A 25,870-nucleotide genomic window follows, 5' to 3' on the forward strand; every position below is an offset into this window, starting at 1 on the left:
CGTCCGGATGAGGGAGGCCGCCATCAGCACCCCGACAACCGTCGTGGCTGAGACCGCAGTCGAACTAGAGGGGATCACCAAGAGATTCCCCGGTGTGGTCGCCAACCGCGATATCCGCCTGGTTGTCCAACGTGGTCATGTGCACGCGATCGTCGGTGAGAACGGCGCGGGCAAGTCCACGCTCATGAAGATCCTGTACGGCATGCAGCGCCCGGACGAGGGCGTTATCAAGATCAACGGAACTCCCGTCGCGTTCCGCTCGCCCGAGGGCGCGATCGAGGCCGGGATCGGCATGGTTCACCAGCACTTCATGCTGGCGGACAACCTCACCGTGCTTGAGAACGTGATTCTCGGTAGCGAACCCCGCAAGGCCGGCGTCGCCATCGACTTCGCCGCCGCCCGCAAGAAGATCAAGGAGATCTCCGACGCCTACGGGCTGGGCGTTCGGCCCGACGTGCTCGTCGAAGAGCTCGGCGTGGGCGCCCGCCAGCGGGTCGAGATCCTCAAGGTGCTGTTCCGCGGAGCCCGGATCCTGATTCTGGACGAGCCGACCGCCGTGCTGGTGCCGCAGGAGGTCGAAGAGCTCTTCGAGAACCTCCGCGTGCTGGTCGGCCAGGGGCTCACCATCATCTTCATCTCTCACAAACTCGACGAGGTCCTGTCCGTCGCCGACGCGATCACCGTGATCCGCCGCGGGCAGACCGTGGCGAGCGTCGACCCGGCCGAGGTGACCGCGCGGCAACTCGCGGAGCTGATGGTCGGCAGCGAGTTGCCGAGCCCGCAGACCCGCGGTGAGACCGTCACCGACGTGGCCGCGCTGACCGTGCGCGACCTCACCGTGCGCACCCCCGACGGCCGCCCGGTCGTCGACGGGGTGGGCTTCACCATCCACAAGGGCGAGGTGCTCGGCATCGCCGGTGTGGAGGGCAACGGCCAGGCCGAGCTCGTCGAGGCGATCATGGGCATGCGCCCCGCCGAGGGCACGATCACGCTCGCCGAAGTCGACATCTCGTCCTGGTCGACGCTGCGCCGGCGCGAGAACGGCGTCGGCTACATCCCCGAGGACCGCCACCGCCACGGCCTCCTTCTGGAGGCGCCGCTGTGGGAGAACCGCATCCTCGGCCACCAGACGCAGAAACCCAACGTCAAGGGACCGTGGATCAACCGGGCCGGCGCCCGTAAGGACACCGAGCGCATCGTCGCGGAATACGACGTCCGCACACCCGGCATCGACGTCGACGCCGCCGCCCTGTCCGGCGGCAACCAGCAGAAGCTGATCATCGGCCGCGAGATGAGCGGCGACCCGATCGTGCTCATCGCCTCCCACCCGACACGCGGTGTCGACGTGGGGGCGCAGGCCGCCATCTGGGACCACCTGCGCGCCGCACGCGCCGAGGGCCTCGCCGTACTCCTCATCTCGGCCGACCTCGACGAGCTCATCGGCCTGTCCGACACGTTGAAGGTCATCCTGCGCGGGCGGATCGTCGCCGACGTCGACCCCTGCGACGTCACCCCCGAACGGCTCGGCTCCGCCATGACCGGAGCGGGGGAGCGAGCATGAGTCCCTCGTCCACCGGGGGTTTCCTCGACCGTGTGCTCGGCCGGGTCAAGCTGGGCGGCTGGCTGGCGCTGGCGGCGCCGGTGCTCGCCATCCTTTTCGCGGCGGCGATCACCGCGATCGTGCTGCTGATCACCGGCAACGAGCCGTTCGCGACCTTCGGCTTGATGGTCGAATACGGCTTCCGGCCCCGCACGCTCGCGCTCACCCTGAACTTCGCCACGACCTACTACCTGGCCGCCCTCGCCGTCGCGATCGGCTTCAGGATGAACCTCTTCAACATCGGCGTCGACGGGCAATATCGCCTGGCCGCGCTGATCGCGGCCGCCGTGGGCGGGGCGCTGGTGCTGCCGGGCCCGCTGCAGATCGCGGTCGTCATCCTGGTCGCCGTCGTCGTCGGCGGCCTGTGGGCCGGGATCGTGGGCCTGCTCAAGGTCACCCGGGGCGTCAGCGAGGTCATCTCCTCGATCATGCTGAACGCCGTCGCCACCGGCGTCGGCGCCTGGCTGCTCACCCCCGAGCTGCTGGCCGTGCCGGTCGCCGGCAGCAACAACATCGGCACCAAGCCGATCCCCGAGGCCGCTCACTTCCCCGGCATAGCGCTGGTGCCCGGCACCCAGACCAAGGTGTTCGGGTTCATCGTCATCGCCGCCCTGATGGGCATCGCCTACCACGTGCTGCTCAACCGCACGGTCTTCGGCTTCAACCTGCGGGCCACCGGCCGGTCGGAGTCGGCCGCGGTGGCGAGCGGGGTGAACGTCAAGAAGATGGTGCTCGTCACCATGCTGCTGTCGGGCGCGGTCGCCGGCCTGATCGGCATGCCGCAGCTTCTCGGCGCCTCCTACTCCTACAGCCTGGACTTCCCCACCGGACTCGGTTTCACCGGCATCGCCATCGCGCTGCTCGGCCGCAACCACCCGGTCGGCATCGCCGTCGGCGCGTTGCTGTGGAGCTTCCTCGACAACTCCGCCAACATCTTGGACCTCGAAGGCATCCCCACCGAGATCGTGATCATCATGCAGGGCACGATCGTGCTCTCCGTGATCGTGGCCTACGAGCTGGTGCACCGCTATCGGATCGGCGCGGAGCAGCGCAGGGTCGGCCGTGAGCTCGCACAGAATACGGCGAAGCCGGAAGGAGCGGCGGTCTGATGGCGACCGAACTCACCGCCCGCAAGTCGGCCCCCGACGCCGCGCCGCCCAAGAAGTTCAAGATCACGTGGCCGATCGTGCTGCTCGGCGTCGCCGGACTGCTGACGCTGCTGTCGATCGTCCGCCTCATCACCGGCGCGGGCGACATCACCTCGGGCGGCACGGTCAGCGCCGCGCTGAGCCTCGCCGTGCCCATCGGCCTGGCCGGCCTCGGCGGCCTGTGGTCCGAACGCGCCGGCGTGGTCAACATCGGCCTTGAGGGCATGCTGATCCTCGGCACGTGGTTCGGCGCGTGGGGCGCGATCGTCACCGGCAACCCGTGGGTCGGTGTGGCCGTGGGCGCGCTCGGCGGACTGATCGGTGCGCTGCTGCACGCCATCGCGACCGTCACCTTCGGCGTCGACCACATCATCTCCGGCGTCGCGATCAACATCGTGGCGCTCGGCATCGTGCAATATCTCTCGAAGCTCGTCTTCTCCGGCATGCGCGGCGGCGGCGAGACCCAGTCGCCCCGCCTGCCCTCCATCGAGCGGATCAGCGTGCCCGGCATCGGCGAGCCGCTGCGTCAACTGGAGGCGAACGGCTGGTTCCTCGTCTCCGACCTGGCCGGCCTGCTGCGGGGTCTCACGCAGAACGTGTCGTTGTTCACGATCGTCGCGATCCTCCTCATCCCGCTGAGCTTCTTCGTGTTGTGGCGCACCGCCTTCGGCCTGCGGCTGCGCTCCTGCGGTGAGCGTCCGGTGGCGGCCGAGTCGCTGGGTGTCAACGTCTACACCCACAAATACATCGCGGTGCTCGCCTCCGGCGTGTTCGCCGGGCTCGGCGGCGCGTTCCTGTCGATCGTGGCGGCCGGGATCTATCGCGAGGGGCAGACCGGCGGGCGCGGCTTCATCGGCCTCGCCGCCATGATCTTCGGCAACTGGCGGCCCGGCGGTCTCGCCGCCGGGTCGGCGCTGTTCGGCTACACCGACGCGCTCCAGCTCCGCCAGGGCGGCCCGTCGGTGCACGCGTTGCTGCTGGTGGTGGCGCTGATCCTCGCCGCCGTCGCGGTCTACCAGCTCGTCCGGCAGCGGCGCACCCGCGCCGCGGTCATCACCGCTCTCGTGGCGATCGCCGTGTTCGCGGTGTTCGCGGTCACCGACACCGTGCCCGAGCAGTTCACGTCGTTCACCCCGCACCTCACGACTTTGCTCGTGCTCGCACTGGCCTCGCAGAGGTTGCGTCCCCCGGCCGCCGACGGCGTGCCGTACAGAAAGGGCCAGGCCAAGTGACCACCGTCGACTGGGAGAGGTTGCGTGAGGCGGCTCTCGAGGCCATGGGCCGGGCTTATGCGCCCTACTCCAAGTTTCCCGTCGGCGCGGCCGCGCTGGTCGACGACGGGCGCGTGGTGACGGGCTGCAACGTCGAGAACGCGTCGTACGGCCTCAGCCTGTGCGCCGAGTGCGGCCTCGTGTCCGCCCTCGCGGCCTCGGGCGGGGGCAGGCTCGTCGCGTTCACCTGTGTGGACGGGCACGGCGAGCTGCTCATGCCGTGCGGCAGGTGCCGCCAGTTGCTCTATGAGCACGGCGGCGCCGAGTTGCTGGTGGAGACGCCCGAGGGGCCGTGGCGGCTGACCGAGCTGCTGCCGTTCGCCTTCGGGCCGGAAGACCTATCGCGGGGGGCTTGACGCATGGACGCCATCGAGGTCATCAGAGCCAAGCGGGACGGCGGGGCCCTGTCTTCCGCCCAGATCGACTGGGTGATCGGCGCCTACACCGCGGGCGGCGTGGCCGACGAGCAGATGTCGGCGCTCGCCATGGCGATCCTGCTCAACGGCATGGACCGCCGGGAGATCGCCGACTGGACCCAGGCCATGATCCGCTCCGGCGAGCGTATGGACTGGTCGATGCTCGACCGTCCGACCGCCGACAAGCACTCCACCGGCGGCGTAGGCGACAAGATCACACTTCCGCTGGCCCCGCTCGTCGCCGCCTGCGGCGCCTACGTGCCGCAACTCTCCGGACGCGGGCTCGGCCACACTGGGGGCACCCTCGACAAGCTGGAGTCGATCCACGGCTGGCGGGCGTCCCTGTCGAACGACGAGATGCTCGACGTCATCCGCGACGCCGGAGCCGTCGTCTGCGCCGCAGGCAGCGGGCTCGCGCCCGCCGACAAGAAGCTCTACGCCCTGCGCGACGTCACCGGCACGGTCGAGTCGATCCCCCTGATCGCCTCTTCCATCATGTCGAAGAAGATCGCCGAAGGGACCGGCTCGCTGGTGCTCGACGTCAAGGTCGGCTCCGGCGCCTTCATGAAGACCGTCGAGGACGCCCACGAGCTCGCCACCACCATGGTCGAGCTCGGCACCGACGCCGGCGTCAACACCGTCGCCCTGCTGACCGCGATGGACCGCCCTCTCGGCCGGGCCGTGGGCAACGCCCTGGAGGTCGCCGAGTCGGTCGAGGTGCTCGCCGGCGGCGGCCCCGCCGACGTGGTCGAACTCACGGTACGGCTGGCGCGTGAGATGCTGGCCGCCGCCGGGGTCTCAGGCAAGGACCCCGAGGACGCCCTGAAGGACGGCTCGGCCATGGACGCGTGGCGGCGCATGATCTCCGCCCAGGGCGGCGACCCCGACGCGGTGCTGCCGCGCGCCGCCGAGACCGTGCAGATCACCGCCCCTTCGTCCGGTGTGCTGCGCCGGCTCGACGCCTACGGCGTGGGCCTCGCCGCCTGGCGCCTCGGCGCCGGCCGGGCGCGCAAGGAGGACCCGGTGTCCTTCGGCGCGGGGGTCACCCTCCACGCTCAGGTCGGCGACATCGTGCGGGAGGGGCAGCCGCTGCTGACACTGCACGCCGACGAGACCGCCCGCTTCGACCGTGCCCTTGAGGCCCTTGAGGGGGCCTACGAGGTGGGTCTTTCCGCCGACTCGGACTCCCTGCCCCTGGTGATCAAGCGCATCACCGTGTGAACCGGCCCGCGCGCTCTCGTCGAGGGCGCGTGTGGCGGCCGGGAACCGGTCCCGGCCGGTGGTGTGCCATGTTCACGAGGCTGTCGTCGTGCCATGTTCACGAGGCTGTCGTGCCGTGTCCACGAGGCCAAGCGCAGGCTCGTGCCGTACGAGACGCCTGCCTAGGCGGCACGGTCAGGAGCTGGAGCAGCCGGGCTTCTCCGGGCGGCCGTTGATGATCTTCTCGCTCACCGCTTTGGCCGGTTTGCGCATGGCGGGCCAAGTCGTCAGCACGTCCGCGAGCACGGCGCGGTGGGTCGGCAGGGCCTCGGCGTGGCGGCGCCTGCCGGAGTCGGTGATGATCACGAAGACTCCGCGCCGGTCGGAGTCGCATATGGCACGCTGGACCAGGTCTTCCTTCTCCAGCCTGGCGATCAGCCGCGACAACGCGCTCTGGGTGAGATGAGCGACGTCGGTCAGCCACTGCACGCGGAATTTCGCCTCGCCGCTCTCGACCATGTGGTCAAGCACCTCGAACTCGCTCGCGCCGAGACCGTGCTTGTCGTTGAGCTCGCGCTCCAGCGTGCACCACGTCGTGTGATATTGCGCCAGCAGGTCACGCCACGTGGTGACCACTGACTCCTCGCTCATGGCCGGAGTATATCGCCACGCCAATCTGCATGCAAACGCATTTAATGCTGTTGCATTAAATGCAGATGCATGTATCTTCATGTCTATGATTCCCTCAATTGATCGCTCGGTGACGCACGCCCCAGTGCGCTGGGACGCCCGCCTCTGGGGTGCGCTCGCCGTGTTGTGCGCGGTCATCTTCCTCGACGCGCTCGACGTCTCCATGGTCGGCGTGGCGCTCCCCTCCATCCAGGCCGACCTCGGCCTCTCCACCGCGACCCTCCAGTGGGTGATCAGCGGCTACGTGCTCGGATACGGCGGCCTTCTGCTGCTCGGCGGACGCACCGCCGACCTCCTCGGGCGACGCAGGGTGTTCCTGGTCGCTCTCGCCGTCTTCGCCGTGGTCTCGCTGCTCGGCGGCCTCGTCGACAACGGCGCGCTGCTCATCGCGGCCCGCTTCATCAAGGGCGTCACCGCCGCCTTCACCGCCCCGGCGGCGCTCTCCATCATCACCACCACCTTCGCCGAGGGGCCGGAGCGCAACCGCGCCCTCAGCATCTTCACCGCCTGCGCCGCCAGCGGCTTCTCCCTCGGGCTCGTGCTCTCGGGGCTGCTCACCGAGATCGGCTGGCGCTGGACCTTCCTCATGCCGGTGCCCGTCGCCGCCGTCGCCTTCCTGGCCGCGCTCAAGCTGCTGCCCAAGAAGGCCGAGAAGCGTGCGAGCGGCGGCTACGACCTGATCGGCGCCTCCCTCATCACGCTCTCGATGCTGGTGCTGGTCTTCGGCGTCGTCCAGGCCCCCGAGGTGGGCTGGTTCACCCTCGAAACGCTCGGCACCCTGGCCGCGGCGGCCGTGCTCCTCGGGCTGTTCGTCTACGCCGAACTCCGGGTCAAGCACCCCCTGGTGAGGTTCGGCATCCTGCGCTCGGCCTCCATCGTGCGGGCCAACCTCGGCCTCGTCGCGCTGTTCGGCTCCTACGTGGGCTTCCAGTTCGTGGCCATGCAGTACTTCCAGAACTTCCTCAAGTGGTCGGCCCTGGAGACCGCCCTCGCCTTCCTTCCCTGCGCCGTCCTGGTCGCGGTCTCCTCCACGTGGGTGGGCAACCTGGCCGACAGGTTCGGCACGGGACGCCTCATCGCCGTGGGCTCCGTCGCGCTGGCCGCCGGATATGCGATCTTCCTCGGGGTGAGCCGCGAGCCCAGCCTGGCCCTCATGGTCATCCCCGGCATGGTCGTGCTCGGCATCGCCTTCGCCCTGTCGTTCCCCTCCCTGAACATCCAGGCCACGAGCGGCGTCGGCGACAACGAGCAGGGGCTCGCCTCCGGCCTGCTCAACACCTCAGGCCAGGTGGGCGGCGCCATCGTGCTCGCCGTCAGCACGGCCGTCCTCACGTCCGGGTCCGCCGCCGACCCGATCGCCACCTTCCGCGCCTCCATCGCGGTGTCGCTCGTCCTTGCCGTCGTCGGCCTGGTCATCGCGCTCACTGGCCTGCGCTCGCGGAAGAAGGCCACCGCCGAGGTGGAGGAGCCGGCCAAGGTGCCGGCGTCCGTCTGAGGACGGCTTCGCCGTACGGGGCTCCCGGTCACGGGGGCGGGGAGCCCCCCACATCTCGCGGGTGCGCGGCGGTGGATCTCGGGGAATCACCTCAATATGGATTCCAGCAGCCTTCGGGCCGGCCGTTCCCGCGGGGACGGCGTGGCCCGCCGCATGAGCGTCATCCGGCCGGCCGGATGTGTGCTCGCCACCGCGCTGCTCCTCGTCGCCTGCGGCGGGGGACCGGCCCAGCGGTCACCGGCCCCGCCGCAGACCGCCCCCACCACCGCCCCGCCGGTTCCGGCACCCTTGCCGTCGGCGGCGCCTACGGGCACTCGGGGCACGGTGCCGGGCGTGCCCATGACCGACAAAGAGATCGAAGTTAAACGGCGAACCGAGAACCCATCCCTCATTACAGGTGTGCGTTATGCCGGTCATCCCGGGTTCGACCGGGTGGTGGTTGACTTGAAGGGCGCGGTGCCGGGTTATTCGGTGCGCTGGGTCGACGGGTTCGTCCAGGACGGCTCTGGTAAGGCCATCGCTGTGAACGGCGGAGCCTACCTCCAGATCACCCTCACCCCGGCCAACGCCCACACCGAGGCAGGCGACCCCACCTGGGGCGAGGAACGCGTCTACAGTGCCGGGCTGACCAACGTGAGACACGTCGTCGCGACGGGTGACTTCGAAGCCGTCGTCGGCATCGGCCTGGCCCTGAGCCGCAGAGCGGGCTTCCGGGCCTTCGTGCAATCGGCTCCGGATCGCCTGGTCGTCGACGTCGCCCACTGACTTCCGCGAGTCGTGTCCGGCGGCGGCGGTCACCCCTTGACAGGCCCCTAAGATGGGCAAATGAGCCAGCGACCCACCTTTGATGAGATCCGCCGGGCCCCGAAGGTTCTGCTCCACGACCACCTTGACGGTGGCGTGCGGCCGGAGACCGTCGTCGATCTCGCTCGCGAGTCCGGTTATCCCAAGTTGCCGACCTACGACGCCGACAACCTACGGACATGGTTCCGTGAGGCGTCGGACTCCGGGTCGCTGGAACGCTATCTTGAGACCTTCGCGCACACCGTCGGCGTCATGCAGTCGCGGGAGGCGCTGGTCAGGGTCGCCGCCGAATGCGCGAGCGACCTGGCGGACGACGGGGTGGTCTACGCCGAGGTGCGTTATGCGCCTGAGCTGCACACCTCCGCGGGATTGAGCCTGGACGAGGTGGTCCAGGCGGTGCTGGAGGGTTTCCGGGTGGGTTCGGCCGGGCGCGGCATCCGGGTGGGAGCGCTGCTCACGGCCATGCGTCACCAGGCGCGTTCCATGGAGATCGCCGAGCTCGCGGTGCGCTATCGCGAGCTCGGGGTCGTCGGGTTCGACATCGCCGGGGCCGAGGCGGGATTCCCGCCCACCCGGCACCTCGACGCGTTCGAATATCTCCAGCGGGAGAACGCCCACTTCACCATCCACGCGGGTGAGGCCTTCGGGCTGCCGTCCATCTGGCAGGCGATCCAGTGGTGCGGCGCCGACCGGCTCGGGCACGGGGTGCGGATCATCGACGACATCTCCGTCGCCGAGGACGGCTCCGCGAAGCTGGGGCGGCTTGCGGCCTATGTGCGTGACAAGCGCATCCCGCTGGAGATGTGCCCGACGTCCAACCTGCAGACCGGCGCTGCGGCCTCCATCGCCGAGCACCCGATCGGCCTGCTGCGCCGGTTGTATTTCCGGGTGACGGTCAACACCGACAACCGGCTCATGAGCGGCACCTCGTTGTCGGAGGAGTTCGCCAAGCTGGTCGAGGCGTTCGGCTACACCTGGGACGACCTCCAGTGGTTCACCGTCAACGCCATGAAATCGGCGTTCATCCCCTTTGACGAGCGGCTCGCGCTGATCAACGGGGTCATCAAACCAGGTTTCGCTCAGTTGAAATGGCAACCATGAAAGAAGAAGTCTTCCGCTCCAAGTTCTCCATGGTGCTGGGCTGGGTGTGGATGGCGTTCACCTTCGTGAACGCCGTCGACCTGGTCCTGCGCTTCAGCGGGCCCGACTCGCTGGTGGCTGGCGCGGTGCTCGCCGGGCTCTCGGCGGCGATCTACGCCACGTGCCTGCGCCCGCGCGTGATCCTCGGCGAGGACGGCGTGACCGTGCGCAACCCGCTGCGCGACTACTTCGTGCCGTGGACGGCCATCGACGGGGTGCGGGTCTCCCACGCCATCCTCATCGACGCGGGCGACACCACGGTGCGCTGCTGGACCCCGCAGGCCTCGGCCCGCGAACGGGCCTCGGCCAACCGGCGCGGCGCGGCGCCCGCCCGGCGGGGCCTGCTCCAGACCGAGCCCATCCCCTCCAAGGGAGAGCAGGCGGCCCTTGAGGCCACCGCGGGCAAAACCCACGCCGACTGGGTCGCCCAGCAGATCGACGAACGCGCCGAGGCCGCCCGCCGCAAGGCGGGCGACCAGGCCGGGGCCGGGGCCGTGCGTGTCGAGTGGGGGAACGACACGTTCATCGCGCTGAGCATCGCGGTGGTCTTGATCGTCGCGGCGCTGGTCGGGCAGCTCTTCTGAGCGGCTGACATCGCCCTCCGGAGCCGGTGCGCGGCTTCGGGCGTACTGCGGGGCCTCGGGTGTGGCGTGCGGCTTCGGGCGTACTGCGCCGCCTCGGGTAGGTGTGACGCCGCCGAGCCTGCGCCCAAGGTGGGCCGACAGGCTCGCCGTCCGCCGACGCCGCGGCCTCGGGCGGTGGTTTGGTTCTACGGTGAAGGGAGGCCACCTCTTCCGAGAGGTGGCCTCTTTCTTTTTCCAAGCTTTCTTTTCCGAGGTCGGCACCGATCAGCCCGTGGTCCGGCGAGGGGGCATGGTTGACCACCCCTCCCACGACGTGATTAGGTATGCCTAACCTAAGTTGTTGAATCATCCGCAAGTGGACGGTGCGGCGAGCGGCCCACAGCGCGCGTCGCATTGTTGCCGGGCCAGGCCGGGCGTGTGGGGATTGCGCGGTCCTCCACACCCCGCGGCCTGGCCGCCCGGCACGCAGGCCGTGCCGATCCCCGTAGGAACGCGGTGCTGCTCGCCACGTTCGCGTCGCGTCCGAAACGGGGGTCGGCACGGCTTCGTGTTTCCGGGGCTTCGTGTTTTCCCGGCCGGGGGTGAGTCCCGTGGCCGGGCCTTCCGAGCGCCGGTGAGGCTCCGGGCCGGCTGCCCGCACGGCGCAGGGCCCTCCATGCGAGCGGCGTGGAACCTTCCAGGCGGGGCGAGGGCTTTTCCGGAGCTTCCGACGGCGCCGCCTGCAACGTGGCTTCTGCCGTACAGGTCGTCGCCCGCCGTGCGGGCCATGCGGTGGCCGGGTGGGGAAGCGGGACCCCAAAGTGGGATATTCGTGGCGTTTCCATCGACATGAGCCGCCCCGGTCGAGTAGACAGGATGCGTCTTCGAGGGGGAGCGCTCGTGTTCGATCAAGCCAGGTGGAGCCCTAATCCATGATCAACCGCTCGGACGTCGTGACCGCGACGCGGCGCATTGAGGGTCGTGTGCGCAAGACCCCCGTCATCGCCGTCGATCTCGCCACCCTGCCGTCCCCCACCCTCGCCAAGAGGGCGGCCACCTCGACACCGCCCGTGGTGCTCAAACTCGAATACCTCCAGCACACCGGCAGCTTCAAGGCCCGGGGCGCCTTCAACCGCATCCTCGCCGCCCGCGAGGCCGGCCAACTGCGCAAGACGGGGGTCGTGACGGCCTCCGGCGGCAACGCGGGTGTCGCGGTGGCGCACGTCGCGCGGTCCCTCGTCACCCGCGCCACGGTCTTCGTGCCGTTGACCGCCCCCCGCATCAAGGTGGACAAACTCCTCTCCCTGGGTGCGCGGGTGCACCGGATCGGGGAACGCTATCAGGACGCCTACGACGCGGCGGCCAAACACGCCGTGGACTCCGGCGCGCTGTTCTGCCACGCCTACGACCAGCCCGAGGTCTGCGCCGGGCAGGGCACACTGGCGATCGAGCTGGAACGGCAGACCGAGGGCCTCGACACACTGCTCGTCGCCGTCGGCGGCGGCGGGCTGATGGCCGGGGTCGCCGCCGCGCTGGAGGGCCGCGTGCAGGTGATCGGCGTGGAGCCCGTGTCGATCCCGACTCTGGCCGAGTCCCTCGCCGCCGACCGCCCGGTGGACGTCAGCGTGAGCGGCGTCTGCGTCGACTCGCTGGGCGCCACACGCATCGGCGACATCGCCCACCACGTGGCCGCACGCGCCGGCGTGCGCTCCCTGCTCGTCGGGGACGGGCACATCGTCGAGGCCCGCCGCTACCTGTGGCACCATTTCCGCATCGCCGTCGAGTACGGCGCCGCCACGGCCCTGGCCCCCCTCCTGTCCGGCCACTACCGCCCCGAACCCGGCGAACGCGTAGCCGTCGTCCTGTGCGGCGCCAACACCGACCCGGCCGACCTCGTGGTCCACCCGGCCTTGGACTGACCCGCCCACCCCCCTCAACCTTTCACCGCCCTCACTCGGTTAACCGAGTGACGAGTCTGCGGCGGGTGAGGGGTGGCTGTGACATGTGACAGATCCTGAGGGGTTCCACGAGTTCGTGGTAGCCCGCGGGCCCGCGTTGTCGCGTGTCGCCTTCCTGCTGACCGGGGACCACCACGCGGCGGCCGACCTGCTGCAGGAGGCGCCGGCCAGGACGGTGCCGCGGTGGCGCCGGATCTCGGCGGGCGGACGGGGGGCCGACCGTGCTGGTCGCCCCGTATGGGCGGGGCTTCGTTCCAGGTGCGGGGGGAGCGGGTGTCTCCCGAGCTCATCGCGGTGATCGTCTTCGATCTGACCGGCGATGAACTGTTCCGTGTCCCCCTGGGGCCAGGTGAGGCGCCGCTGGTCCCGCTCAGGGACGGCTTCGCCGTACGCGCCGGGGCGGGGGTGGAGGTGCGCACGCCTTCGGGGAGCGAGCGGCTGCACACCCTGTCGGGGGGCGCGCAGGTTGTGCTGCCAGGGCAAGCCCGGCACTGACCTCATTTTTCGGGCTTTGAGTGGACATCTCCATGCCCTCTATGGTTCATTACATAAGTAATGAACCCATGAGGTGGTCGAGGTGCGAGTTGTTCGACAACCGGAGTCCGATCTATCGGCAGATCGCCGACCAGATCAAAGCGGACGTGCTGAACGGCACACTGAACGCCGACGAGCAGGTCATGTCGACGAACCAGTACGCCGCGTACTACCGCATCAATCCCGCCACGGCTGCGAAGGCGTTCCAGCAGTTGGTGGACGAAGGTGTGCTCTACAAGAAGCGAGGCATCGGCATGTTCGTCAGCCCCACCGCTCGTGACGAGTTGCGCGCGCAGCATCGGGAGCGGTTCTTCGCCGACGTCGTCGATCCGATGGTGGCGCAGGCGCAGGCGATCGGCATCCCGATCTCGGATGTGCTCGGGCACATCGTGAAGGCGTCCGAGCAGGGGAGCGACGCGTGACCGCGGCGGTGGAGGTGCACGGACTCAACGTGCGCTACGGCAGGACGCCGGCGCTCGACGACGTCACCGTCACGCTTGAGCACGGCAAGATCTACGGCCTGCTGGGCCGCAACGGCGCCGGCAAGACGAGCCTGTTGTCGAGCATGGCGGGTTTTCTGCGGCCGTCGTCCGGGCGTGTGCTGGTGGGTGGTGAGCCGGTGTTCGAGAACCCGCGGGCGATGGGGCGGGTCTGCCTCGTACGGTCGACCGCCGACGCGATCGACCGGCACTTCGAGGTGAAGGACGTCCTCAGCTTCGCCGCCGAGCTCCGCCAGGGCTGGGACGCCGCCTACGCGGCGTCGCTGCTGGAGTTGTTCGAGGTGCCGCACGCCTATGTGCGTGCCCTGTCGAGAGGGCAGCTCTCCGCGCTGGGCGTCGTCGTGGGCCTCGCGAGCAGGGCGCCGGTGACGATTTTCGACGAGGCCCACCTGGGCATGGACGCCGCGGCCCGGGGTGTCTTCCACGACGAGGTGCTCCGCGACTTCATGGAGAACCCGCGCACCATAGTGCTCTCGACCCACCTGATTGAGGAGGCGGCCACGCTGTTCGAGGAGATCGTGCTGCTCGACCGCGGCCGGCTCCTGCTCAGGGAGCAGACCGAGGCGGTGCTGGAGCGCGGCACCGCGGTGACCGGCCAGGCCGACAAGGTCGACCGTTATGTCGCGGGCGTCGCGGCCGAGTCACCCGGCCTGTCGGTGCTGGGGGAGAAGCGGCTGGGCCCCACCAAGTCCACGACCGTGTACGGCGAGCTCTCCGCCGGGCACCGCGAGCGCGCGGCGGCGGAGGGGCTCGACCTCGGCCCGATCCCCCTCCAGGACCTTTTCGTGCACCTCACCGCAGGAGAGCCGAAATGACGTTACGCATATGGTCGACAAGGACGATCCGCACGTGGCCGACACCGGTCGTGCTTCTCCTGTTCCTCTCCTACGCCCCGGTGATCACGCTGCTGTGGGTGGCGCTCGTGGTCCTCGCCGCCCTCGTCACCGCCGGCCCGGCACTGTGGGGCGGCGCCCCCTGGGATATATGGGAGCAGGTCAGTGCGGGGTTCGCCCCGTGGTTCGCGCTCGGGCTTGGTTTCTCCCTCATCCGCATGTTCATGCCCCTGCACATCGCGCACGGGCGTATACGGCGCGAGTTCACCGCGCACGCCACGGTGTTCACCGCGCTCTTCTCCGCCTTCCTGGCCGTGCTCATCGCGGTCGGCTATCTGCTGGAGCGGGTGGTGCTCAATTCGCTTGGGCAGACGCAGAGCCTCGGCTACCACCGCTTTTTCACCGACACCTACCAGTTCACCCGCGTCGTCGCGGAGTACTGGTCGATTTACAGCAGTTGGATGATCGTCGGTGTGTTCGTCTCGGCGGCCTTCTACCGCTCGCGGACGCTGGGTCTGGGCTCACTGCTCGTGGGGTTCCCCCTCGTCTACCTCGGACGCGGCCTGGCCAATCTCGCCGTCCCGGACCACCTCGAGAACCTGCCCGGGGTCGCCGCCTTGGGCGTGTCCGCCGTGATCTTCCTGATCGGAGCGCTGCTCGTATGGGCGCTGCTCCGCGACATCCCCCTCCGCGCCAAAACCATGTGAACGCCTGGAGCCTCCCCCATGCCTGTCCTCGAAGTCGACAACATCACCAAACTCTATGGAGAGTCGGTCGCGGTCGACACACTGAGCTTCACCATCGATCAAGGCGAGACCTACGGCCTGCTCGGCCCCAACGGCGCCGGGAAGACCACCGCGATCTCCATGATCGTCGGCGTGCTCGATCGCGACGCCGGCCAGGTGCGCGTCGGCGGACGCCCGCACAGCCCGGCCGACCGCCGGAGCAAGGCGCTCATCGGCTACGTCCCCCAGGACCTCGCTCTCTACCACGACATCAGCGCCCGCGAGAACCTCAGGTTCTTCACAAAGTTGTACGGCATGAGCCGAGCCGCGGCCGCCCGCGAGATCGAGCGGGTGCTTGAGGCCGTCGGCCTGGCCGACCGGGCCGACGACGCCGTCAGAACCTACAGCGGCGGCATGGCCCGCAGGCTCAACATCGCGATCGGCCTGCTCCACCGCCCCAAGCTGCTCATCCTCGACGAGCCCACCGTCGGCGTCGACCCGCAGAGCCGCAACGCGATCCTGGCCAGCGTGCGCGAACTCGCCGGCGAGGGCGTCGCCATCCTCTACACCACGCACTACATGGAGGAGGCCGAACGCCTCTGCGACCGCATCGGCATCCTCGACGGGGGGCGGCTACGGGCCGAGGGCACCCGCCGCGAGCTGGTGGGCCTGGTGGGCGAGCACGACCAGGTCGTCTTCAAGGTGGAGGGCGACCCGGCTCATGCCGTACCCGTCCTTGAGGCGGCGCCGGGGGTCGGCCGTGTGCAGCGGGTCGAAGGGGAGGACGGCGAGGTCGTCGCCTTCGTGGCCGACGCGCGTGCCGCGATGACCGAGCTGATGGCGGCGGTCGCCGCGGGCGGTGTGGCGGTGCGGTCGGTGGAGGTGCGCGAGCCCGATCTCGAAGCGGTGTTCCTGCACCTCACCGGCCGGGCGCTGCGGGACTGAGGGGGCGGGATGCGAGCGGCTCTCACCATCTTGCTCAAGGACCTCAGGCAGCAGTTCAGGGACACCACCCTGCTGACCTTCGGCCTGGCGCTCCCGCTGGGGCTGGCGTTCCTCCTCACCCTCACCCTCGGCGGCAATGAAAAGCAGCAGTTCATCGGCCGCTACGCGGTCGCAGGAGGCGCGGCGTTCACCGAACAGGTCCTGCGCCCGATGGCCGAACGCGGATACATCACCCTGCGCGAGCTACCCGGCTGGGACGCCGGAGCCGCCCTGGTGGACAAGGGGGAGGTGGACGCGGTGTTCGTCGTGCCGCCTGACGGGCGGACCGGCACCCTCGAAGTGATCGGCAACGTCGACGCCGCCATCGCCGTCGACGTCGCACGCGGCCTCGCGCAGTCCTACGCCACCGAGTTGCGCACGACCGGTCTCGCGGTCGCCGTCGCCATGCAGGGGCGTGACGCCGACGCAGGGGAACTCGCCCGGCTGGCGCAAGCCGCACCCACACCGGTCGCCCTGGACACCTCGACGCCGGTCCTGCGCAAGCAGCTCGACCCGGCCACCTATCACGCGGCGGGCATGGCGGTCTTCTTCCTGTTCTTCGGCGCCGTCGTGAGCGCGGCGGGCATCTTCGCCGAACGCGCGGGCGGCACGCTGGTGCGGCTGATCGCGGCGCCGATCCCGCGATGGTCGATCGTGGCCGGCAAATCCGTCGGCGGCGTCGTGACGGGCATCGTGACGATGACCGTCCTCATCGCGACCTCCGGGCTGCTGCTCGGGGCGCGCTGGGGCGACCCGCTCGGCGTCGCCGCCCTGGTCGCGGCCACCGTACTCGCCGTGTGCGGCATCACCACCGTGGTCGCGTCCTTCGCGCGTACGGCGGAGCAGGCGTCGAACTGGGTCTCGATCGTGGCGACGGTCCTCGGCGTCTTCGGCGGGGCACTCTTCCCGATCGCCCAGGTCGGCCTGCTGCCCTACCTCGGCTATGTGACACCGCACCGCTGGTTCCTTTCCGGACTCGCCGAACTGGCGGGCGGCGGTACGGCGAGTGCCGTCGTGAGTCCGGTACTTGTCCTGCTGGCCATCGCCGTCGTCACCGGCGGGGTGGCGGTACACCGATCGGGAAGGATGCTTCGTGTGACGGGTGGTGTGGCGTGAAAGCACTGGCCTTCGCTCTGCTCGGGCTGCGGCGGTTCTTCCGCGAGCGGACCAACCTGTTCTTCGTGGTCCTGATGCCCTTTCTGATGATCTTCATGATGGGGCTCATGTTCGGCGGCACCTCCCAGGTGCGGCTCGGCGTCAGCGGCGCGACCGGGGAACCGCTCGCCGCCCGCCTCGTCGCCTCCCTGGGCGCCGACGACGATGTCGAGGTGGTGCGTGTCGGCAGCCGGGACGACCTCGTGTCGCGGGTCGAACGCGGCGAACTCCATGCGGGGCTCGCGATCCCCGCCGGATATGACACGACGCTGCGCGCCGGGGGACGCGTCACCCTCCAGCAGATCACCCGGCCCGGCGACATCGCCGGCCTCACCGCCGGAGCGCTGATCGCGTCGGTCGTGCCCAAGGAGGCCGCGCCGATCAAGGCCGCCGGGTTCGCGGCGGCCCAGGGCGCCGGCACGTTCGACGAGACCTACCGGGCCGCGCTCGGCTCCGCCGTACCCGGCCTGGACGTCAAGGTCACCACCACGGGGGAGGCGGTCATGCCGCACGGAGCCGCGGGCTTCGGCATCTGGGCGCCGCCGCTCCTGCTGCTCTACACCTTCATGACCGCGCTGATCGCGGGAGTCGGCACGGTCGAGAACCGCCGCCTCGGCGTGACCCGCCGCGCCTACTCCACCCCGACCTCCGCCGGCAGCATCGTGCTCGGCGAGACGCTCGGCAAACTCGTCATCACCCTCGCCCAGGGCCTCACCGTCATGCTCGGCTCGGCTCTCCTCTTCGGCGTCGACTGGGGCTCACCACCCGGGGCGGCGGCCCTCGTCGTCGCCTTCATCCTCGTCGGCGCGGGCGCCGCGACCCTCCTCGGCTCCCTCATGCGCACCGAGGCCCAGGCCGTCTCCGTCGCCGTGATCCTCGGCCTCGGCCTGGGCGGCCTCGGCGGCACCGCGGTCCCCCTGGAGAGCTTCAGCGACACCATGCGCACCGTCGCCCACGTCACCCCGCACGCCTGGGCCTACGACGCCTTCACCCGCTTGGTACGGCACGGCGCCGGCCTGGCCGACATCCTCCCCACCGTCGCCCTCCTCACCGCCGCCGCCATAGCCCTCTTCACCCTCGGCGCCTGGCACATGCACAGAGCCCTCACCCGCTGACCATCAGCGGGAGACGAGATGCGCTTTCACCCCAGGGAGGTCGTCGAAGGAAGCAGAGGAGTCCATCGTGACGACTTCGCGCGCTGTGGCCGCAGCCGTGGCAGCGATCACCAAATCGTAGGCTCCTCTCGGCTTTCCCAGCTTTCTAACATGCGCCATCAAACGTGCATGGACACGAGCGACATTTGTGGTGTATTCCTCCACTGGGATCAAGGCGAGGACTTCGTCAACGAACGTCTGGCGTCGTTGCCGGTTGTGGGCGTCAGCCAACTCGACACCCATGAGAAGCTCCGCGACGGTGATCGCGGATATGGCGATGTCGTCCCGGTCGCCGATGACGTCGTCCAATGCCTCGGCCGATCGGTCCGTGGCTATAAACACACAGGTGTCGAGTATCAGGCGTCGGGCCATGTCGCTCTCGGGGTGTCCTCGACGGACTCACGGCCCATACGCACGTCTTCGGCGAAGTCTGGGTCGACTGTGGTCGTATGCCTGGCCAGCATCGCCTTGACCATTCGACCGGGTGCTGTGGGCGCGGGGCGGATGATCGCGATCTGACGGCCTCCCCGCGTGACCACAGTGGTCTCTCCTCGCTCAGCATCGTCAAGCACAGCGGCGAAGCTGCGCGATGCTTCGGTGGCGCTCATCACTTTCATAGCATCAGATTATCTGATTATCCCTGAAGGGGAGTACTGCGTGGCTTGATCGACCGTGATCGGAGAGTCAATGGTGCGGTGGGAGAAGGTGGTGCCTGCCTCACCATGAGGAGGGAAGCTTTGGCCATGTTGCGGGGGTGAGGGGGTTCTCTACGGTGGGGGCATGACCGATGCGGTGCTGTTGTCCCCCTGGGAGCGGATTCGGGCCCACTGGGGGTTGCGGACGTTGTTGTGCACGTTTCACGTGGCTGCGGGTGTGCCGATCTCGGTGGTGGCGGCCGGCGTGCTGGTGGGGCTGGGGGCGCTCACCGTGGCGTTCTCGTGGACCGTCGTGGTGCCCCTCGTGTCGGTCTCGCTGCTCTTCTGGCTGGTGCCGAAGTTCACGTCGTGGCAGCGGGCGAGGTTCGCGGCGCTGCTGGGGGTGGAGATCGACAGGGTGCCGAGGCCGGCCCCCCTCCGCAACCCCTTCAAGCGGCTCTACCGGGCGGTGCGGACCAGGAGCACGTGGCGTCAGATCGTCTACCACCTGCTCTCGCCCCTGATCGGCCTGCTCGGGGTGGCGCTGGTGATCGGAGCCTGGTCCGGGGCCCTGATATCGCTGGCGGTCATGGTGCGCGCCATGGGTGTGGTGGATGTGCTGCAACTGGGGGCGTTGTCCGCGTTGTCGGCCGTGCTGCTGGTCGTGGCGCCGTTCATGGCGCGGGCGGTGGCCTCGCTTGACACGATGGCCGCGCAGGCGCTGCTCGGGCCGAGTCTCAGCGACCTGCTGGCGGCCCGGGTCGAGACGCTGCGCGAGAGCCGGGCGGAGGTGGTGGACGCCGCCGACGCCGAGCGCCGCCGCATCGAGCGGGACCTCCACGACGGCACCCAGCAGCGCCTGGTGTCGCTCGCGATGAAGCTCGGCATGGCGCGGGCCGCCTTCGAGGACCTGCCGCCGACCGCCAAGGACGTCATCGTGCAGGCGCACGAGGAGGCCAAACTGGCTCTCAAGGAGTTGCGCGACTTCGTGCGCGGGCTGCACCCGGCCGTGCTCAACGACGAGGGCCTCGACGCCGCCCTGTCGGGCCTGGCCGCGGGGGCGCCGTTCCCGGTGCGGTTGCGCGTCGAGCTGGCCGGGCGGGTGTCCCCCACAATCGAGGCGGTGGCGTTCTTCGTGGTGTCTGAGGCGCTCACCAACATCGCCAAGCACGCTCTGGCCTCCTCCGCCGAGGTCACGGTGCACCGTGAGGGCGGAGCGCTCAGGCTGGTGGTCGCCGACGACGGGGTGGGTGGCGCCGATCCCGCGCTCGGCACCGGGCTCCGCGGCCTGACGCAGCGCGTTGGCTCCGTGGACGGAATCTTGAACATCGACAGCCCACCGGGCGGTCCGACAAGGATTGAAGTGGAACTACCGTGCGAATAGTGCTTGCCGAGGATTCGGTCCTGCTGCGGGAGGGACTCATCTGGGTGCTCGGTTCGGCCGGTTTCGAGGTGGTGGCGACCGCGGGCGACGCGGAGGGGCTGCTGCGGGCCGTCGAGGAGCATGAGCCCGACCTGGTCATCACCGATGTGCGTATGCCGCCTTTCCACAGCGACGAGGGCTTGAGGGCGGCGCTGGTGCTGCGCCGGGGGAGGCCGAAGCTACCGATCGTGGTGCTGTCGCAATATGTCGAGGAGCGTTACGCCACGCAGCTCCTGTCGACCGAGACGAGCGGCATCGGCTATCTGCTGAAGGACCGGGTGGCCGACGTCGCGGAGTTCCTCGACGCCCTGCGCCGGGTGGCGGCGGGCGGCACCGCCCTCGACCCCGAGGTGGTCGCCCAGCTGCTCGTCCGCCGGCACAGCGACCCGCTCGACCAGCTAACCCCGCGCGAGCATGAGGTCCTGGCCCTCATCGCCGAGGGGCGTTCCAACGGCGGCATCGCCGAGGCCCTCGTGGTCTCGGAGGGCGCGGTCGGCAAGCACATCAACAACATCTTCATGAAACTCGGGCTATCGAACGCCGACAGGGACCACCGTCGTGTGCTCGCCGTGCTGCGTTTCCTCAAGGTCTGACCCATAGAACAGGGACAAGAGAGATGCGACGTAAGACGAGGATGGCGTGGATCGTCTCCGGCGGAGCCATCGCCCTGTCAGCGGTGCTCCTGGGGCCGATCATCGCCTGGTTCGAGGTGAGACCGGGCTACGAGGACTACGACACCGGCACGATCGTGCAAAAGGGCGACGAACGCACGACGAGCGTCTACCGGCTCACGGCCCCCCGGCTCGTGGTGAAGGCGTCGGACGACACTAACGTCACCATCGCCCGGGGCAAGGACGGCGAGATGACCGTCGATCGCAGGGTGGTCTGGGAGTGGGACCGGCCCAATGTCATGGAGAGCTGGGACGGCGGCACCCTCATCCTCGACTTCGAGTGCCCGCACAAAGGCCGCCGCGGCGCGGACAAGTGCCGCGCCGACGTCACCGTGAGCGTTCCGGACATCCCGATCACCCGGCTGCCCGTGTGACTCACAGCCCGAGCGCCGCCGACAGGTCCGTGCGGAGCGCCGCCAGGTCGTGTGCGGCCCGCGTCCTGGCCTCCGCCACCGGCCCTGCGACCGGGACCACGACCTCCAGATAGCACTTGAGCTTCGGCTCGGTGCCCGACGGCCGCACGATCACCCGCGCGCCCCCGGCCAGCCGATAGCGCAGCCCGTCGGTCGGCGGCAGGCCGCCCGCGCCGAGACTCAGGTCCTCGGCCGACTCGACCGCCCGCCCGCCGAGTTCGGCGGGCGGTGTGGCCCGCAGCCGCGCCATCGCCTCGGTGATCAGCGACAGGTCGCTCACCCGCACCGACAGCTGGCCTGTCGCGTGCAAACCGTACTCCCGGGCCTGGTCGTCGAGTAGGTCGAGCAGCGTGCGGCCCTCCCGCCGGGCTAGCGCCGCCATGCCCGCGATGGTGAGAGCGGCGCCGATGCCGTCCTTGTCGCGCACCGGCAGCCCACCGTCGGAGCCGACGCTGTAGCCGAGGGCCTCCTCATAGCCGAAGACGAGCCGCTCGTCCCCGGTGCCGGCTTTCACGATCCACTTGAAGCCGGTCAGCGTGTCCGCGTAGTGCACGCCGTACCTCGCCGCGATCTTCGACAGCAGCGAGCTGGACACGATGCTGCACGCCACCAGCCGGTCGCCGCCGGAGGTGTGCCGCAGCACGTGCTCGGCGAGCAGCCCGCCGACCTCGTCGCCCGACAACATGCGATAGTCCCCGTCGCCCGTGGGCACACCCGCGGCGCAGCGGTCGGCGTCGGGGTCGTTGGCGAGGATCAGGTCCGCGCCGTTCTTGGCCGCGAGGGCGAGCGCGAGGTCCATCGCCCCGGGCTCCTCCGGGTTGGGGAACGCCACCGTCGGGAAGGCGGGGTCGGGCTCGAACTGCTCGGCGACCACCGCCGGCGGCGCGAACCCGGCCCGGGTCATCGCCTCCACGAGCGTCTCACCGCCGACCCCGTGCATGGGCGTGTAGACGACGGCGAGTTCCCGCGCCGCGCCCAGCGGCAAACCCAGGACCGCCGCGAGATACGGCTCCACGATGTCGGCCGCCGACAACGTCGCCCAGTCGTCGCCGAGCGGCAGCGCGTCGACCCGCCCAACCCCGTTGATGGCCTGCGAGATCATCGTGTCGAGCGGCGGCACGATCTGCGCGCCGTCCCCCCAATAGACCTTGTAGCCGTTGTCCCGCGGCGGATTGTGCGACGCCGTCACCATGACCCCCGCCGCCGCCCCAAGGTGGAGTACGGCATAAGCCAGCACAGGCGTCGGCCAATGCCTGGCCATGAGCGCCACACGCAGCCCCGCCCCGGTCAGCACGGCCGCGGTGTCACGGGCGAACACGTCGGAGTTGTGCCGGGCATCGTAGCCGACGACCACCAGGTCGCCCGGCTTGAGCACGCGGGCGAGCCCGGCCGCGGCGCGCATCACGGTGACGCGGTTCATCCGGTTGGGGCCGGGACCCAGCTCACCGCGGAGCCCCGCCGTACCGAACTCGAGTTTGCTCCCGAACCGGTCGGTGAGCGCGGTCATGTCGCCCTGGTCGAGCAGCTCCGCGAGCTCGGCGCGGGTGTGCGGGTCGGGGTCCGCGGCGAGCCATTCGCGGGCACGCCGCACCAGGTCGGTCGCTTCGTTCATCGGTGAGTCCCCCGCGCGAGGTTCAGAGCTTGTCCACGACCTTGGCCAGCAGCGTTCCCATGCGCGCCGCTGTGGCCCTGCCAACCTCCAGCACCTCGAGGTGGTTGAGGGGCTCGCCCACGAGCCCGGCGCCGGGGTTGGTCACAAGGGAGATGCCGAGCACGTCGGCTCCGCCTTCGCGGGCGGCGATGGCCTCAAGCACGGTGGACATGCCGATCATGTCCCCACCGATGATGCGGAGCATGCGGATCTCCGCGGGTGTCTCATATGTCGGTCCGCGGAAGGCGACGTACACGCCCTCCTGGAGGCTCGGGTCGAGGCTGCGGGCGAGCTCGCGCAGGCGCGGGGTGTAGACGTCGGTGAGGTCGATGAACGTCGTGCCGGTGAGGGGGTTGGCGCCGGTCATGTTGATGTGGTCGCTGATCAGCACCGGCTCGCCGACCTTCTGCGTCTCCGGCCGCAGCCCCCCGGCGGCGTTGGTGATCACGAAGGTGCCGACCCCGGCGGCAAGGGCGGTGCGCACGCCGTGGACCACGGGCTCGACCCCCCGGCCCTCATAGAGGTGGGTGCGCCCGAGGAAGATCAACGCATGCCTGCCGGCCTCGGTGGCCACCACGCGGATCGTGCCGCCGTGTCCGGCGACCGCGGGCGCCGAGAAGCCAGGAAGGTCGGCCATGGCGACCTCCGCGACCGTGCGTCCGATCGCGTCGGCTGCCGGGACCCACCCGGAGCCCATGATCAGGGCCACGTCGAAGGAGGAGATCCCGACGGCGCTCTTCAGTGCCGCGGCGGCATCCTGTGCCAGGGCGTATGCGTCATTGCTCACGATAAATGAGGCTACATCGCGCGGCTGATGAAACGGACTTATCCGGCGTAATGCGGATCAGTCGCCAAGTGACTTGCAGGGCCTGCCACGAAGGGCCTTCACATAGTCGTCGGGGGCCCCGGCCTTCTCCGCCGCGTCGGCGATGATGCCGAGATAACGCGCCGAGGGAAGCCCGCCCTCATAGTCGTCGAGCACATAGAACCATGCGACGACCTCGCCCTCCAGGGTCTGCACCCGCAGGCGCACCTTGTGGTGCAGCAGCCCGCCGCCCTCCCACTGGTCGAGCGACGCCTCATCCCACTCGGGGACGTCGTAGAGCACCACGAAGACCTGTTCCTCGGCGTCCTCGACGATCGTGGCGAGCGCGCCCTCCCAGCCGAGGTTCTCCGCGCCGAACGTCAGGCGCCACCCCTGTAGCCACCCGGTGCCCCTCATGGGGGAGTGCGGGGCGCGCTGCGCCATCTGCTTGGGATCCATGTTGCTGCCGTACGTGGCGTAAACAGGCACGGCAACCAAGACTAGCGTTGAGTCCCCGCCTATTCCCCCCGGGTTCCGACGAGAGTTCGTCACGGACTTGCCCGGCGAAGGCAGCCTCCGGCATGGAGGAGCCCAGGGTTGTGTACGGCACAGCCCCACTAAATCCACCTCCGCCCCGAAGGCGAGGGGGCACCCGTTATACGGGACAATGGGGGAGTGACAAGGATCGTGATCATCGGTGGTGGACCCGGCGGCTACGAAGCGGCGCTCGTCGCGGCGCAACTCGGAGCGGATGTCACCGTGGTCGAGGAGCACGGGCCAGGCGGCGCCTGCGTGCTCACCGACTGCGTGCCCTCCAAGACTCTGATCGCGACCTCGGTCCGGAAGCAGGCCCTGCTCGACGCGGCCTCCCTCGGGGTCTACTTCACCGGCGGCCCCGACGGCGACGTCGGCGGGGTCTACGCCGACATGCCTCTCGTCAACGGCCGCGTCAAGGAGCTCGCCCAGGCGCAGTCCGCCGACATCGCCTCCCGCCTCGCCGCCGAGGGCGTCGAGATCGTGAAGGCGCGCGGCCGGCTCGTCGACCCCCAGGTGGTCCGCGCCGGAGACCGCACCATCAGGGCCGACGTGGTCATCGTGGCCACCGGCGCCACCCCGCGCATCCTGCCGGGGGCCGAGCCCGACGGCGAGCGGGTGCTGACCTGGCGGCAGATGTACGACCTGGACACGCTCCCCGAGCACCTGATCGTGGTCGGCTCCGGCGTGACCGGCGCCGAGTTCGCCGGGGCATACCGTTCGCTCGGCTCCGACGTCACACTCGTGTCGAGCCGCGACCGCATGATGCCCAACGAGGACGCCGACGCCGCCGAGGTCCTCGAAGAGGTCTACCGCCGCCGCGGCATGAACGTCATGGGCCGCACCCGCGCCTCCTCCGTCAAACGCACCGAGGACGGCGTAGTGGTCACCCTGGAGGACGGCCGCACCGCCGAGGGCAGCCACTGCCTCATGACGGTCGGCATGGTGCCCAACACCTCCGGCATGGGCTTGGAGGAGGCCGGGGTCCAGCTCGACAAGGGCGGCTTCATCCAGGTGGACAAGGTCTCCCGCACCTCGGCCTCCGGCGTCTACGCCGCGGGCGACTGCACTGGCGTGCTCATGCTGGCCTCCGTCTCCGCCATGCAGGGCCGCATCGCCGTGTGGCACGCCCTCGGTGAGGCCGTGCAGCCCTTGAGGCTCGCCACGGTGGCCTCCAACATCTTCACCGACCCCGAGATCGCCGCCGTCGGCGTGTCCCAGCGGGCCATCGAGAGCGGCGAGGTCGAGGCCAACGTGGTCAAACTCCCGCTCGCCACCAATGCGCGGGCCAAGATGCAGGGCTTCAACGACGGCTTCGTCAAGCTCTTCTGCCGCCCGCACACCGGCATCGTGCTCGGCGGTGTCGTGGTGGCGCCCAGCGCCTCCGAGTTGATCCTCGCCGTCTCGGTCGCCGTGTCGCAGCGCCTCACCGTCGACCAGCTGGCCCACACGTTCGCGGTCTATCCGTCGATGTCGGGCTCCGTCACCGAGGCGGCCCGCCGCCTGATGCAGCCGCTCCCCAACGGAGGCGTCTGACCCGGGTTTGACCCTTTCCACACCGGCGCTTG

General features: G+C 69.7%; 27 protein-coding genes. 21 read left to right on the forward strand and 6 right to left on the reverse strand.

What is annotated here, in order from left to right:
• Nucleotides 1-7: 7 nt before the first annotated feature.
• From Ssi02_RS05575 to Ssi02_RS05595, 5 genes are read left to right on the forward strand one after another with little or no spacing between them, the layout of a single operon-like run.
• Nucleotides 8-1,561, forward strand: a complete 1,554-nt coding sequence (locus Ssi02_RS05575; protein ID WP_204021725.1) for an ABC transporter ATP-binding protein — start codon at nucleotides 8-10, stop codon at nucleotides 1,559-1,561.
• Nucleotides 1,558-2,709, forward strand: a complete 1,152-nt coding sequence (locus tag Ssi02_RS05580) for an ABC transporter permease (protein WP_204021727.1) — start codon at nucleotides 1,558-1,560, stop codon at nucleotides 2,707-2,709. Before Ssi02_RS05575 ends, Ssi02_RS05580 begins: the two co-directional genes overlap by 4 nt.
• Nucleotides 2,709-3,980: an ABC transporter permease gene (locus Ssi02_RS05585; protein WP_204021729.1), complete on the forward strand. Its 1,272-nt coding sequence runs from the start codon at nucleotides 2,709-2,711 to the stop codon at nucleotides 3,978-3,980. The genes Ssi02_RS05580 and Ssi02_RS05585 overlap by 1 nt, the downstream gene beginning before the upstream one ends.
• Complete coding sequence (locus Ssi02_RS05590) at nucleotides 3,977-4,375, forward strand: cytidine deaminase (RefSeq protein ID WP_275410599.1); 399 nt, start codon at nucleotides 3,977-3,979, stop codon at nucleotides 4,373-4,375. Before Ssi02_RS05585 ends, Ssi02_RS05590 begins: the two co-directional genes overlap by 4 nt.
• Before the next feature lie 3 nt (nucleotides 4,376-4,378).
• Complete coding sequence (locus tag Ssi02_RS05595) at nucleotides 4,379-5,656, forward strand: thymidine phosphorylase (protein WP_204021732.1); 1,278 nt, start codon at nucleotides 4,379-4,381, stop codon at nucleotides 5,654-5,656.
• A 174-nt stretch (nucleotides 5,657-5,830) separates the two neighbouring features.
• On the opposite strand, the gene Ssi02_RS05600 is transcribed toward Ssi02_RS05595, so the two are convergent.
• Complete coding sequence (locus tag Ssi02_RS05600; protein WP_204021734.1) at nucleotides 5,831-6,286, reverse strand: MarR family winged helix-turn-helix transcriptional regulator; 456 nt, start codon at nucleotides 6,284-6,286, stop codon at nucleotides 5,831-5,833.
• 109 nt (nucleotides 6,287-6,395) lie between these two features.
• Here Ssi02_RS05600 and Ssi02_RS05605 point away from each other — a divergent pair, with 109 nt between their 5' ends.
• From Ssi02_RS05605 to Ssi02_RS05660, 12 genes are all read left to right on the forward strand, one after another.
• Nucleotides 6,396-7,820: an MFS transporter gene (locus Ssi02_RS05605; protein WP_239128617.1), complete on the forward strand. Its 1,425-nt coding sequence runs from the start codon at nucleotides 6,396-6,398 to the stop codon at nucleotides 7,818-7,820.
• A gap of 153 nt (nucleotides 7,821-7,973) precedes the next feature.
• Complete coding sequence (locus tag Ssi02_RS05610) at nucleotides 7,974-8,585, forward strand: AMIN-like domain-containing (lipo)protein (RefSeq protein ID WP_204021738.1); 612 nt, start codon at nucleotides 7,974-7,976, stop codon at nucleotides 8,583-8,585.
• 60 nt (nucleotides 8,586-8,645) lie between these two features.
• Complete coding sequence (locus Ssi02_RS05615; RefSeq protein WP_204021741.1) at nucleotides 8,646-9,725, forward strand: adenosine deaminase; 1,080 nt, start codon at nucleotides 8,646-8,648, stop codon at nucleotides 9,723-9,725.
• Entirely contained in the window at nucleotides 9,722-10,348 is a 627-nt protein-coding gene (locus tag Ssi02_RS05620; RefSeq protein ID WP_204021743.1) for a PH domain-containing protein, read from the forward strand. The genes Ssi02_RS05615 and Ssi02_RS05620 overlap by 4 nt, the downstream gene beginning before the upstream one ends.
• A 911-nt stretch (nucleotides 10,349-11,259) precedes the next feature.
• Entirely contained in the window at nucleotides 11,260-12,246 is a 987-nt protein-coding gene (locus tag Ssi02_RS05625; protein WP_204021745.1) for a threonine/serine dehydratase, read from the forward strand.
• A 276-nt stretch (nucleotides 12,247-12,522) separates the two neighbouring features.
• Entirely contained in the window at nucleotides 12,523-12,780 is a 258-nt protein-coding gene (locus Ssi02_RS05630) for a hypothetical protein (protein ID WP_204021747.1), read from the forward strand.
• Nucleotides 12,781-12,848: 68 nt separating this feature from the next.
• On the forward strand, nucleotides 12,849-13,241 hold the full coding sequence (locus tag Ssi02_RS05635; protein ID WP_204021750.1) for a GntR family transcriptional regulator: 393 nt from the start codon (nucleotides 12,849-12,851) through the stop codon (nucleotides 13,239-13,241).
• Nucleotides 13,238-14,134 (forward strand): ATP-binding cassette domain-containing protein, encoded by an 897-nt coding sequence (locus Ssi02_RS05640; protein WP_204021752.1) that lies wholly within the window; start codon nucleotides 13,238-13,240, stop codon nucleotides 14,132-14,134. The genes Ssi02_RS05635 and Ssi02_RS05640 overlap by 4 nt, the downstream gene beginning before the upstream one ends.
• The gene (locus tag Ssi02_RS05645; protein WP_204021755.1) at nucleotides 14,131-14,859 is read left to right on the forward strand and encodes a hypothetical protein; all 729 of its coding nucleotides are present in this window, start codon (nucleotides 14,131-14,133) and stop codon (nucleotides 14,857-14,859) included. Before Ssi02_RS05640 ends, Ssi02_RS05645 begins: the two co-directional genes overlap by 4 nt.
• A gap of 18 nt (nucleotides 14,860-14,877) precedes the next feature.
• A complete protein-coding gene (locus Ssi02_RS05650; RefSeq protein ID WP_239128618.1) occupies nucleotides 14,878-15,822 on the forward strand; it encodes an ABC transporter ATP-binding protein in 945 nt (314 codons plus the stop codon).
• A 9-nt stretch (nucleotides 15,823-15,831) separates the two neighbouring features.
• On the forward strand, nucleotides 15,832-16,977 hold the full coding sequence (locus Ssi02_RS05655) for an ABC transporter permease (protein ID WP_204021757.1): 1,146 nt from the start codon (nucleotides 15,832-15,834) through the stop codon (nucleotides 16,975-16,977).
• Nucleotides 16,974-18,131: an ABC transporter permease gene (locus Ssi02_RS05660; RefSeq protein WP_204021759.1), complete on the forward strand. Its 1,158-nt coding sequence runs from the start codon at nucleotides 16,974-16,976 to the stop codon at nucleotides 18,129-18,131. The genes Ssi02_RS05655 and Ssi02_RS05660 overlap by 4 nt, the downstream gene beginning before the upstream one ends.
• A gap of 3 nt (nucleotides 18,132-18,134) precedes the next feature.
• Here the strand turns inward: Ssi02_RS05660 and Ssi02_RS05665 are convergent, their stop codons facing one another.
• Both Ssi02_RS05665 and Ssi02_RS05670 read right to left on the reverse strand, forming a co-directional pair.
• Complete coding sequence (locus Ssi02_RS05665) at nucleotides 18,135-18,542, reverse strand: PIN domain-containing protein (protein ID WP_204021761.1); 408 nt, start codon at nucleotides 18,540-18,542, stop codon at nucleotides 18,135-18,137.
• The gene (locus tag Ssi02_RS05670) at nucleotides 18,527-18,709 is read right to left on the reverse strand and encodes a hypothetical protein (RefSeq protein WP_239128619.1); all 183 of its coding nucleotides are present in this window, start codon (nucleotides 18,707-18,709) and stop codon (nucleotides 18,527-18,529) included. Before Ssi02_RS05670 ends, Ssi02_RS05665 begins: the two co-directional genes overlap by 16 nt.
• Nucleotides 18,710-18,950: 241 nt before the next feature.
• On the opposite strand from Ssi02_RS05670, the gene Ssi02_RS05675 reads away from it, so the two are divergent.
• From Ssi02_RS05675 to Ssi02_RS05685, 3 genes are read left to right on the forward strand one after another with little or no spacing between them, the layout of a single operon-like run.
• Complete coding sequence (locus Ssi02_RS05675) at nucleotides 18,951-20,189, forward strand: sensor histidine kinase (protein ID WP_204021765.1); 1,239 nt, start codon at nucleotides 18,951-18,953, stop codon at nucleotides 20,187-20,189.
• On the forward strand, nucleotides 20,180-20,821 hold the full coding sequence (locus Ssi02_RS05680) for a response regulator transcription factor (protein WP_204021767.1): 642 nt from the start codon (nucleotides 20,180-20,182) through the stop codon (nucleotides 20,819-20,821). Before Ssi02_RS05675 ends, Ssi02_RS05680 begins: the two co-directional genes overlap by 10 nt.
• 23 nt (nucleotides 20,822-20,844) lie before the next feature.
• Nucleotides 20,845-21,273, forward strand: a complete 429-nt coding sequence (locus tag Ssi02_RS05685) for a hypothetical protein (RefSeq protein ID WP_204021769.1) — start codon at nucleotides 20,845-20,847, stop codon at nucleotides 21,271-21,273.
• A gap of 1 nt (nucleotide 21,274) precedes the next feature.
• Here Ssi02_RS05685 and Ssi02_RS05690 read toward each other — a convergent pair whose 3' ends face one another.
• From Ssi02_RS05690 to Ssi02_RS05700, 3 genes are read right to left on the reverse strand one after another with little or no spacing between them, the layout of a single operon-like run.
• Nucleotides 21,275-22,924 (reverse strand): phospho-sugar mutase, encoded by a 1,650-nt coding sequence (locus Ssi02_RS05690; protein WP_204021771.1) that lies wholly within the window; start codon nucleotides 22,922-22,924, stop codon nucleotides 21,275-21,277.
• A 22-nt stretch (nucleotides 22,925-22,946) separates the two neighbouring features.
• Entirely contained in the window at nucleotides 22,947-23,750 is an 804-nt protein-coding gene (locus Ssi02_RS05695; protein ID WP_204021773.1) for a purine-nucleoside phosphorylase, read from the reverse strand.
• A gap of 57 nt (nucleotides 23,751-23,807) precedes the next feature.
• The gene (locus Ssi02_RS05700; RefSeq protein WP_204021775.1) at nucleotides 23,808-24,257 is read right to left on the reverse strand and encodes a gamma-glutamylcyclotransferase family protein; all 450 of its coding nucleotides are present in this window, start codon (nucleotides 24,255-24,257) and stop codon (nucleotides 23,808-23,810) included.
• A gap of 186 nt (nucleotides 24,258-24,443) precedes the next feature.
• Here Ssi02_RS05700 and Ssi02_RS05705 point away from each other — a divergent pair, with 186 nt between their 5' ends.
• On the forward strand, nucleotides 24,444-25,838 hold the full coding sequence (locus Ssi02_RS05705) for an NAD(P)H-quinone dehydrogenase (RefSeq protein ID WP_204021777.1): 1,395 nt from the start codon (nucleotides 24,444-24,446) through the stop codon (nucleotides 25,836-25,838).
• Nucleotides 25,839-25,870 lie beyond the last annotated feature (32 nt).

The sequence above is a fragment of the Sinosporangium siamense genome (assembly GCF_016863435.1).
Lineage (GTDB): Bacteria > Actinomycetota > Actinomycetes > Streptosporangiales > Streptosporangiaceae > Sinosporangium > Sinosporangium siamense.

What these genes read in the sequence shown, in the direction of transcription:
- Ssi02_RS05645 (WP_204021755.1), top strand. Translation starts at nt 14,131, where the DNA reads ATGACGTTACGCATATGGTCGACAAGGACGATCCGCACGTGGCCGACA.
- Ssi02_RS05675 (WP_204021765.1), top strand. Translation starts at nt 18,951, where the DNA reads ATGACCGATGCGGTGCTGTTGTCCCCCTGGGAGCGGATTCGGGCCCAC.
- Ssi02_RS05655 (WP_204021757.1), top strand. Translation starts at nt 15,832, where the DNA reads ATGCGAGCGGCTCTCACCATCTTGCTCAAGGACCTCAGGCAGCAGTTC.
- Ssi02_RS05620 (WP_204021743.1), top strand. Translation starts at nt 9,722, where the DNA reads ATGAAAGAAGAAGTCTTCCGCTCCAAGTTCTCCATGGTGCTGGGCTGG.
- Ssi02_RS05685 (WP_204021769.1), top strand. Translation starts at nt 20,845, where the DNA reads ATGCGACGTAAGACGAGGATGGCGTGGATCGTCTCCGGCGGAGCCATC.
- Ssi02_RS05615 (WP_204021741.1), top strand. Translation starts at nt 8,646, where the DNA reads ATGAGCCAGCGACCCACCTTTGATGAGATCCGCCGGGCCCCGAAGGTT.
- Ssi02_RS05595 (WP_204021732.1), top strand. Translation starts at nt 4,379, where the DNA reads ATGGACGCCATCGAGGTCATCAGAGCCAAGCGGGACGGCGGGGCCCTG.
- Ssi02_RS05625 (WP_204021745.1), top strand. Translation starts at nt 11,260, where the DNA reads ATGATCAACCGCTCGGACGTCGTGACCGCGACGCGGCGCATTGAGGGT.
- Ssi02_RS05610 (WP_204021738.1), top strand. Translation starts at nt 7,974, where the DNA reads ATGAGCGTCATCCGGCCGGCCGGATGTGTGCTCGCCACCGCGCTGCTC.
- Ssi02_RS05635 (WP_204021750.1), top strand. Translation starts at nt 12,849, where the DNA reads ATGAGGTGGTCGAGGTGCGAGTTGTTCGACAACCGGAGTCCGATCTAT.
- Ssi02_RS05600 (WP_204021734.1), bottom strand. Translation starts at nt 6,286, where the DNA reads ATGAGCGAGGAGTCAGTGGTCACCACGTGGCGTGACCTGCTGGCGCAA.
- Ssi02_RS05575 (WP_204021725.1), top strand. Translation starts at nt 8, where the DNA reads ATGAGGGAGGCCGCCATCAGCACCCCGACAACCGTCGTGGCTGAGACC.
- Ssi02_RS05630 (WP_204021747.1), top strand. Translation starts at nt 12,523, where the DNA reads ATGGGCGGGGCTTCGTTCCAGGTGCGGGGGGAGCGGGTGTCTCCCGAG.
- Ssi02_RS05580 (WP_204021727.1), top strand. Translation starts at nt 1,558, where the DNA reads ATGAGTCCCTCGTCCACCGGGGGTTTCCTCGACCGTGTGCTCGGCCGG.
- Ssi02_RS05650 (WP_239128618.1), top strand. Translation starts at nt 14,878, where the DNA reads ATGCCTGTCCTCGAAGTCGACAACATCACCAAACTCTATGGAGAGTCG.
- Ssi02_RS05585 (WP_204021729.1), top strand. Translation starts at nt 2,709, where the DNA reads ATGGCGACCGAACTCACCGCCCGCAAGTCGGCCCCCGACGCCGCGCCG.
- Ssi02_RS05690 (WP_204021771.1), bottom strand. Translation starts at nt 22,924, where the DNA reads ATGAACGAAGCGACCGACCTGGTGCGGCGTGCCCGCGAATGGCTCGCC.
- Ssi02_RS05665 (WP_204021761.1), bottom strand. Translation starts at nt 18,542, where the DNA reads ATGGCCCGACGCCTGATACTCGACACCTGTGTGTTTATAGCCACGGAC.